Origin of the sequence: Luteitalea sp. (assembly GCF_022842525.1) — a bacterium.
GTDB lineage: Bacteria > Acidobacteriota > Vicinamibacteria > Vicinamibacterales > Vicinamibacteraceae > Luteitalea.
Genome location: NZ_JALHPM010000273.1, coordinates 1 through 6,258, shown reverse-complemented (window position 1 = coordinate 6,258; position 6,258 = coordinate 1). Strand labels below are relative to the sequence as shown.

The 6,258-nt window shown below is 70.4% G+C and carries 5 protein-coding genes; 3 read left to right on the top strand and 2 right to left on the bottom strand.

From position 1 onward, the window contains the following. Positions 1 to 48: 48 nt before the first annotated feature. Positions 49 to 501, top strand: coding sequence for a hypothetical protein (locus tag Q0C41_RS28990; protein WP_291990092.1), 453 nt, complete (start codon positions 49 to 51; stop codon positions 499 to 501). A gap of 37 nt (positions 502 to 538) precedes the next feature. Then, on the top strand, positions 539 to 1,063 hold the full coding sequence (locus Q0C41_RS28985; protein WP_291990089.1) for a DinB family protein: 525 nt from the start codon (positions 539 to 541) through the stop codon (positions 1,061 to 1,063). Between the two features lie 33 nt (positions 1,064 to 1,096). On the opposite strand, the gene Q0C41_RS28980 is transcribed toward Q0C41_RS28985, so the two are convergent. Both Q0C41_RS28980 and Q0C41_RS28975 read right to left on the bottom strand, forming a co-directional pair. Then, the gene (locus Q0C41_RS28980) at positions 1,097 to 2,572 is read right to left on the bottom strand and encodes a DUF1501 domain-containing protein (RefSeq protein WP_291990087.1); all 1,476 of its coding nucleotides are present in this window, start codon (positions 2,570 to 2,572) and stop codon (positions 1,097 to 1,099) included. A gap of 10 nt (positions 2,573 to 2,582) precedes the next feature. After that, positions 2,583 to 5,780: a DUF1553 domain-containing protein gene (locus Q0C41_RS28975; RefSeq protein ID WP_291990085.1), complete on the bottom strand. Its 3,198-nt coding sequence runs from the start codon at positions 5,778 to 5,780 to the stop codon at positions 2,583 to 2,585. A gap of 72 nt (positions 5,781 to 5,852) precedes the next feature. Between Q0C41_RS28975 and Q0C41_RS28970 the strand changes: the two genes are divergently transcribed. Further along, on the top strand, positions 5,853 to 6,257 hold the full coding sequence (locus Q0C41_RS28970; protein ID WP_291990083.1) for a hypothetical protein: 405 nt from the start codon (positions 5,853 to 5,855) through the stop codon (positions 6,255 to 6,257). Position 6,258 lies beyond the last annotated feature (1 nt).

Genomic DNA, 6,258 nt, shown 5'->3' with positions numbered 1-6,258 from the left:
CCTACCTCCGTCCTCCCTCCTATCTCCTCCGTCCTCTCTAGGCTCGCCATGCCTCGCATCACCCTCTACATCAAGGATGCCGACCTGCCGACGTGGCTGCGCGCCCGCGATCTGGCGGTCGCGCGCGACGAAAGCCTGTCCGCCCTGGTGATCACGGCGCTCGAACTCGTGGTCGGTCGTCGCGAGTTACCGACCGCAGCCGGCGCGGAGGCGATGTCGACCATCGAGCTGGTGGGATGGGACTGGCGGCGGCGGACCGTGCCCCGCACGCTGCGGTTCACCGGCGTCCGGGCGGCCCAGGAAGGCGCGCTGACGGCGTATCTCACCCGGTCCGGCAAGATCGTGCTCGAGGAGTGGGCGCTGCTCGATGAACGCTACCTGGCGGTCTTCGACTCGTTCGAGGCGCTGCAGGCCGATCCCCTCGCGGATGCCCTGGACAGCGGGGTGCTCGTCGACCTCGCCGCGGCCGCAGGCACGCAGTACGTCGAAACGCTCGAATAGCACCTGCTATAGTCCCCGCACCCTGGAGACCCTGCTCATGCGCGCATCCCTGTTCGTCGTTCCCGTCCTCGCCCTCGCGGCGCTCGTCGCCGCCCCGTCGTCCGTGTCTGCCCAGTCGGTCGCGATGGACGGCATTCGCGGCGAGTTCGCCGCCGTCAAGGCCTCGGTGATGAAGGCGGCCGACAAGGCCCCCGAGTCGATCTACGGCTACCAGCCGACGCCGGAGGTCTACACCTTCCGCAAGATGCTGCTGCACATCGCGGATGCGAGCTACAGCATCTGCTCCGGCTTCAAGGGCACGCCCGGGCAGCGACCGAAGGTGAACGCGGACGCACCGCTGCCGAAAGCGGACGTCACCGCCGCGCTGACCGCCAGCTTCGCGTACTGCGACGAGGCCATGGCCGCGGCCACCGACGGCACGCTGGCGGAACTGGTGACGTTGTCGTCGGGCGCGAAGCGGCCGAAGAGCTACTACGCGAGCCACCTCCTCGCGCATACGAGCCTGCACTACGGCAACGTCGTGACCTACATGCGTATCAACAAGCTGTCGCCGGGGAACTAGGCGGAAACCGCGGGTCCGGCCCGCCCGCTCTCCCTACGCCAGCAGGGCGTCCACGACCGTGCCGTGGACGTCGGTGAGGCGGAAGCGGCGCCCCTGGTGCAGGTACGTCAGGCGCTCGTGATCGACGCCGAGCAGGCGCAGCAGCGTGGCGTGGAAATCGTGGACATGCACGCCGCCATCGACGATGTTGTAGGCGAAATCGTCGGTGGCGCCGTGCACGTAGCCCGGCTTGACGCCGCCCCCGGCCATCCAGATCGAGAAGCAGCGGGGGTGATGGTCGCGCCCGTAGTTGGTGGCGGTCAGCTTCCCCTGTGAGTAGCTGGTCCGGCCGAACTCGCCCCCCCACACCACGAGCGTGTCGTCGAGCAGACCGCGGCGCTTGAGGTCCGTGACCAGAGCGGCGCTGGCCTGATCGGTCTCGCGGCATTGCCGCTCGATCCCCTTCGGCAGGCTGTCGTGCTGGTCCCACCCCTGGTGATACAGCTGGATGAACTTGACGCCGCGTTCGGCCAACCGCCGCGCCAGCAGGCAGTTGGCGGCGAAGGTCCCGGGCTTCTTCGCGTCGGGGCCGTACAGGGCGAGAGTCTCCTCGCGTTCGTTCGAGATGTCCATCACACCGGGCACGCTCGCCTGCATGCGGTAGGCCATCTCGTACTGGGCGATGCGCGCGTCGACCGTCCCGTCGCCGAGCCGCCCGGCCGCGTCGCGGTGCAGATCGCGCAAGCGGTCCAGCAGCAGGCGCCGAGCCTGCGGCGTCACGCCCGCCGGATTGGCGAGGTACAGCACGGCGTCCTTGCCACTCCGGAACTGCACGCCCTGATGTTCCGACGGCAGGAATCCGCTCCCCCACAACCGGGAATACAACGGCTGGTCGACCTTGCCGGGCGTGATCAGCACCACGAACGCCGGCAGGTCGGCCGTGTCGCTGCCCAGCCCGTAGTGCGTCCAGGCGCCCATGCTCGGGCGGCCGGCGATCTGGGAGCCGGTCTGGAAGAACGTGATGGCGGGGTCGTGGTTGATCGCGTCGGTGTGCATCGATCGCACGATGCAGAGGTCGTCGACGACCTTCGCCGTGTACGGCAGCAGGTCGGAGACCCAGGTGCCGGCGGCGCCGTGCTGCGAGAACCCGAACTGCGAGCCCGCCAGCGGCAGGGACGACTGATTGCCGGACATGCCCGTGAGGCGCTGCCCCTGCCGCACCGAGTCCGGCAGTTGCTCGCCGTTGCGCGTGCGCAGGACCGGCTTGTCGTCGAAGGTCTCGATCTGCGAGGGCCCCCCGGCCATGAACAGGAAGATGACCCGCTTGGCCTTGACCGGATAGTGGAGGTCGGTGCCCAGGATGCCCGGGACGCCGCCATGGCTGGGCGCCTGCCCTGCCGCCCGCAACCTCGGCGGGTTGACCAGATCGGCCAGGGCGATGCCGCCGAGGCCAAGACCGACGCGTGACAGCAGGGCTCGACGCGAGAGGCCGGCCGTCGGCAGGTGGCCGGTGCAGTGTTGGGTACTCATGCGGCTCGCCTCATCGTGTCACCACGAAACCGTCGAAGTTCATGATCAGGCTCGTCACGCTCGTCGTCGCCGCGACGTCAGGCGCCGGCAGCGAGACGTCTGGCGGCGTCTGCCCCACCCGCCGCAGGTGCTCGGCCGCCGACGGGTCGTCCCTATACAGGCGCTGTTGCTCGTCGAAGGCCTGCGCGAGCGTGCGTGCCTCCCTGTCGTCGGGCGCACGGCCGATGAGGCGCCGGAACGCCTCGCGATGCCGCGCGGCCGGGTCGTGCGGGTACTGCCGCACCAGGCGTTCGGCCAGCACGCGCGCCGCTTCGACGAACTGCGGATCGTTGAGCAGGACGAGCGATTGCAGTGGCGTGGTCGTCACGTCGCGCCTGGCCACACAGACCTCCCGCGACACGGCATCGAAGGTCGACATCGCCGGCGGCGGGGACGTGCGTCGCCAGAAGGTGTACAGGCTGCGGCGATACAGCTTGTCGCCCGTGTCCTGCACGTACGTCTGCCCGGTACCCGACTGCTCCCAGAGCCCCTCGGGCTGATACGGCTTGACGCTGGGGCCACCGATGGTGGGCACGAGGAGTCCGCTGGCTGCGAGGGCGCTGTCGCGGATGTGTTCGGCCGGCAGCCGCACGCTCGGCCCGCGGGCGAGCCACTGGTTCTCGGGATCCCGGCGCACGAGTTCGGGTGTGCCCTGCGAGGCCTGGCGGAACGTCCCGGAGAGCACGATCTGGCGGTGCAGGGCCTTGACGTCCCAGCCGCTCTGCACGAACTGCGTCGCCAGCCAATCGAGCAGTTCCGGGTGCGTCGGCAGGCGGCCCTGACTGCCGAAATCCTCGACGGTGGCCACGAGCCCCCGGCCAAAGTGCATCTTCCAGACGCGATTGACGATGACGCGCGCGGTGAGGGGGTTGTTGGGACTGGTCAGCCAGCGCGCCAGGCCGAGGCGGTTGCGCGGCTGGTCGGCGGGAAACGGCGGCAGGCTCGCGGGGGTCTCGCGCGGCACGACCTCGGTCGGCGCATCGTAGGCGCCGCGGGCGAGCAGGTACGCCGGGCGCGGCGTGGGAAGCTCCTCCATCACCATCAGCTCGGGGACGCGGGCGACGAGGCGGTTCTCCTGCACACGAAGGCGATGCACGTCGGTGCGGGCCGCGTGCGACGGCGCATGCACGCGCGTGAAGAAATGCGCCCGCGCCTCGGCGTCCGACATCGTGCTGCGACCGAGACTGCCCCCCACCTCCGCTGCGGTCAGGGCCACGTCGTACACGCGCAGGTCGTCGACGAGGCCGTTGCGGAAGCCACTGTCGCGGAAGCGCCCGCCGAGCATCAGCGGTGCCGGCTTGGCCTGCAAGTCGCCCGCGTCCTTGTCGTACAGGATGTCCCTGGTGAGTCGATCGCGCACGACGTCGACCAGGGCGGCGACACCATCGACGTAGATGACCAGTCCGGCGGCGCGACTCGATCCGTCGTAGGTCACCGTCACCGACGACCACTGCCCGATCGGCAGGGGCGCACGCGTGCGGATCGCGACGGCATTGCCGGGCCAGAAATGCACCAGCGCGAAGAAGGGGCGACCTTGGTCCAGCGTCAGCTCGAAGCCCCGACTCGCCGCGTCCGTCCAGGCGCGGGACTGGTGCAGGACGACGGCGCGCGCCTGCGTCTCGGTCGGCTTGACGCGCACGGCAATCGAGAAGGGGTCGATGCGCGAGAACACGCGGACACCGGCATGGGTCACCGTGTTGTCGCCGTTGAACCGCAGGGCGTGTCCGCCAGTGGCCTCGGCATCGGCCACCAGCTCCGGGCTGTCCTGCAGTGTCGCGCTGCTGCGCGCCACGAGGTCCGGTGTCGTGGCCGTTCCCTCGGTCGTGTCGAACGGCAGATGGGCGATCGGGGCGGGTGGCACGACGGAGGCGCCCGTCCGCCAGGCGCGGAACGCGGGCTCGGCGCGACGGGCCAATCGGGCGAGACGCGCCTCGCTGGCGGCGATGCGGCTGGTCAGCGCCGCGTGCGCGCGCTGCTCGTGCGCCGGCCACAACGCCATCGTCGGGGTCGGGGTGGCGTTCGTGAAGTGGGAGTAGAGCCCGGACTCGTCGATGCTGTTGAAGAAGGCGAACAGCGAGAAGTAGTCGCGCTGCGTGATGGCGTCGAACTTGTGGTCGTGGCAGCGGGCGCACTCGAGGGTCAGGCCGAGCATGGCCGAGCCGAAGGTGTTGACGCGATCGGCGACGTACTCGGTGCGGAACTCCTCCTCGATGCTGCCGCCCTCGTTGGTCTGGCGATGCAGGCGGTTGAAGGCCGTGGCGATGCGCTGCTCGCGGGTCGCCTCGGGGAGGAGGTCTCCCGCCAGCTGCCATGTCAGGAACTGGTCGTAGGGCAGGTTGCGATTGAAGGCCGAGATGACCCAGTCGCGGTAGGGCGACATGTCGCGCGTCACGTCGGCCTGGTAGCCGTAGGTGTCGGCGTACCGCGCGAGATCGAGCCAATCGGTCGCCATGCGCTCGCCGTACGCCGGCGAGGCAAGCAGGCGATCGACCACCCGACGGTACGCCGCGGGCGAGTGATCCGCCGCGAAGGCGTCGAGGTCGGACGGCGTAGGCGGCAGGCCCGTGAGGTTGAACGAGAGCCGGCGCAGCAGCACCTCGGGCGACGCCGGCGGCGCTGGGGCGAGCCCCTCGCGCGTCAGCCTCGCACGAACGAAGGCGTCAATCGCGTCGACTGGCGCGGCACCTGCCTCCTGCACGGCAGGCGGGTCGGTGGGCTGGACCGGCTCCCACGACCAATGCCCCCGGTAGTCGGCGCCCTCGGCGACCCAGCGCACCAGCAGGGCCTTGTCGGCCGTCGTCAGTGCCTGATGCGCGTCTGCCGGCGGCATGACGTCCTCATCGTCCCCCGGCAACTGGATGCGGCGAATCAGCTCGCTCCTGTCGGGGGCGCGGGGCGTGACCACGGCCATCCCGCCACCGAGATCCCCAAAGAGCCCGTCGCGGGTATCGAGCCGGAGCTTCGCCTTGCGCTTGCTGGCGTCGGGCCCGTGACACCGGAAGCAGCGGTCGGACAGGAGGGGGCGAATCTGCCGATTGAAGTCGATGGCAGGTTCGGCCGTGGCCGTCGGCACCTGCGCCCTCATGCGCGCGACACCGGGTGCGAGCGCGCACGCCAGCAGCAGTGCCATGCCCCACCGGGACTGCCTGCGCGTCTGCGGTTGCCCCATGGGCGCATTCTCTGGAGCGGCGGCGATGGCTGTCAAATGCGCCGGCGCCAGCGCAGGCTGTAGGCTGCAGGGATGATCGACCGTGACGAGTCGGGAGCGGCCGTGCGTCAGGCCCTGAGGGGATGGCAGCAGCGCGTGCAGGCCGTCATCGAGATCGGACGCGACAGCGACGATCTCGCCGTGCGTCTCCCGGTGCTCGACCAACTCGCGCAGGAACTGGTGACCGACCTGGGACGGGCGATCGACGGCCTGGACGCCGTGTCCCGCGCGCCCGCCGTCGTCCTGCCTGCGGGCGTGGACGTCCTGCGAGAGGCGCTCGGCAAGGCTCAGGACCAGTTGAGGGGGATCGAACTGTGGCACCGCGCCCCCAGCGTGGCCGCCCTGCGTCGGGCGCGCGACCACTTCGCCGTGGCGGCCGACCGCCTGGATGCCCCGGGCACCGGCGCGGCTGAGGCGGCGCGAGACGCCGACCAGTGAC

Bases quoted from the DNA above. Each gene is read 5' to 3' on its own strand.
- Q0C41_RS28990 (WP_291990092.1), top strand. From the start codon at position 49: ATGCCTCGCATCACCCTCTACATCAAGGATGCCGACCTGCCGACGTGG.
- Q0C41_RS28985 (WP_291990089.1), top strand. From the start codon at position 539: ATGCGCGCATCCCTGTTCGTCGTTCCCGTCCTCGCCCTCGCGGCGCTC.
- Q0C41_RS28980 (WP_291990087.1), bottom strand. From the start codon at position 2,572: ATGAGTACCCAACACTGCACCGGCCACCTGCCGACGGCCGGCCTCTCG.
- Q0C41_RS28975 (WP_291990085.1), bottom strand. From the start codon at position 5,780: ATGGGGCAACCGCAGACGCGCAGGCAGTCCCGGTGGGGCATGGCACTG.
- Q0C41_RS28970 (WP_291990083.1), top strand. From the start codon at position 5,853: ATGATCGACCGTGACGAGTCGGGAGCGGCCGTGCGTCAGGCCCTGAGG.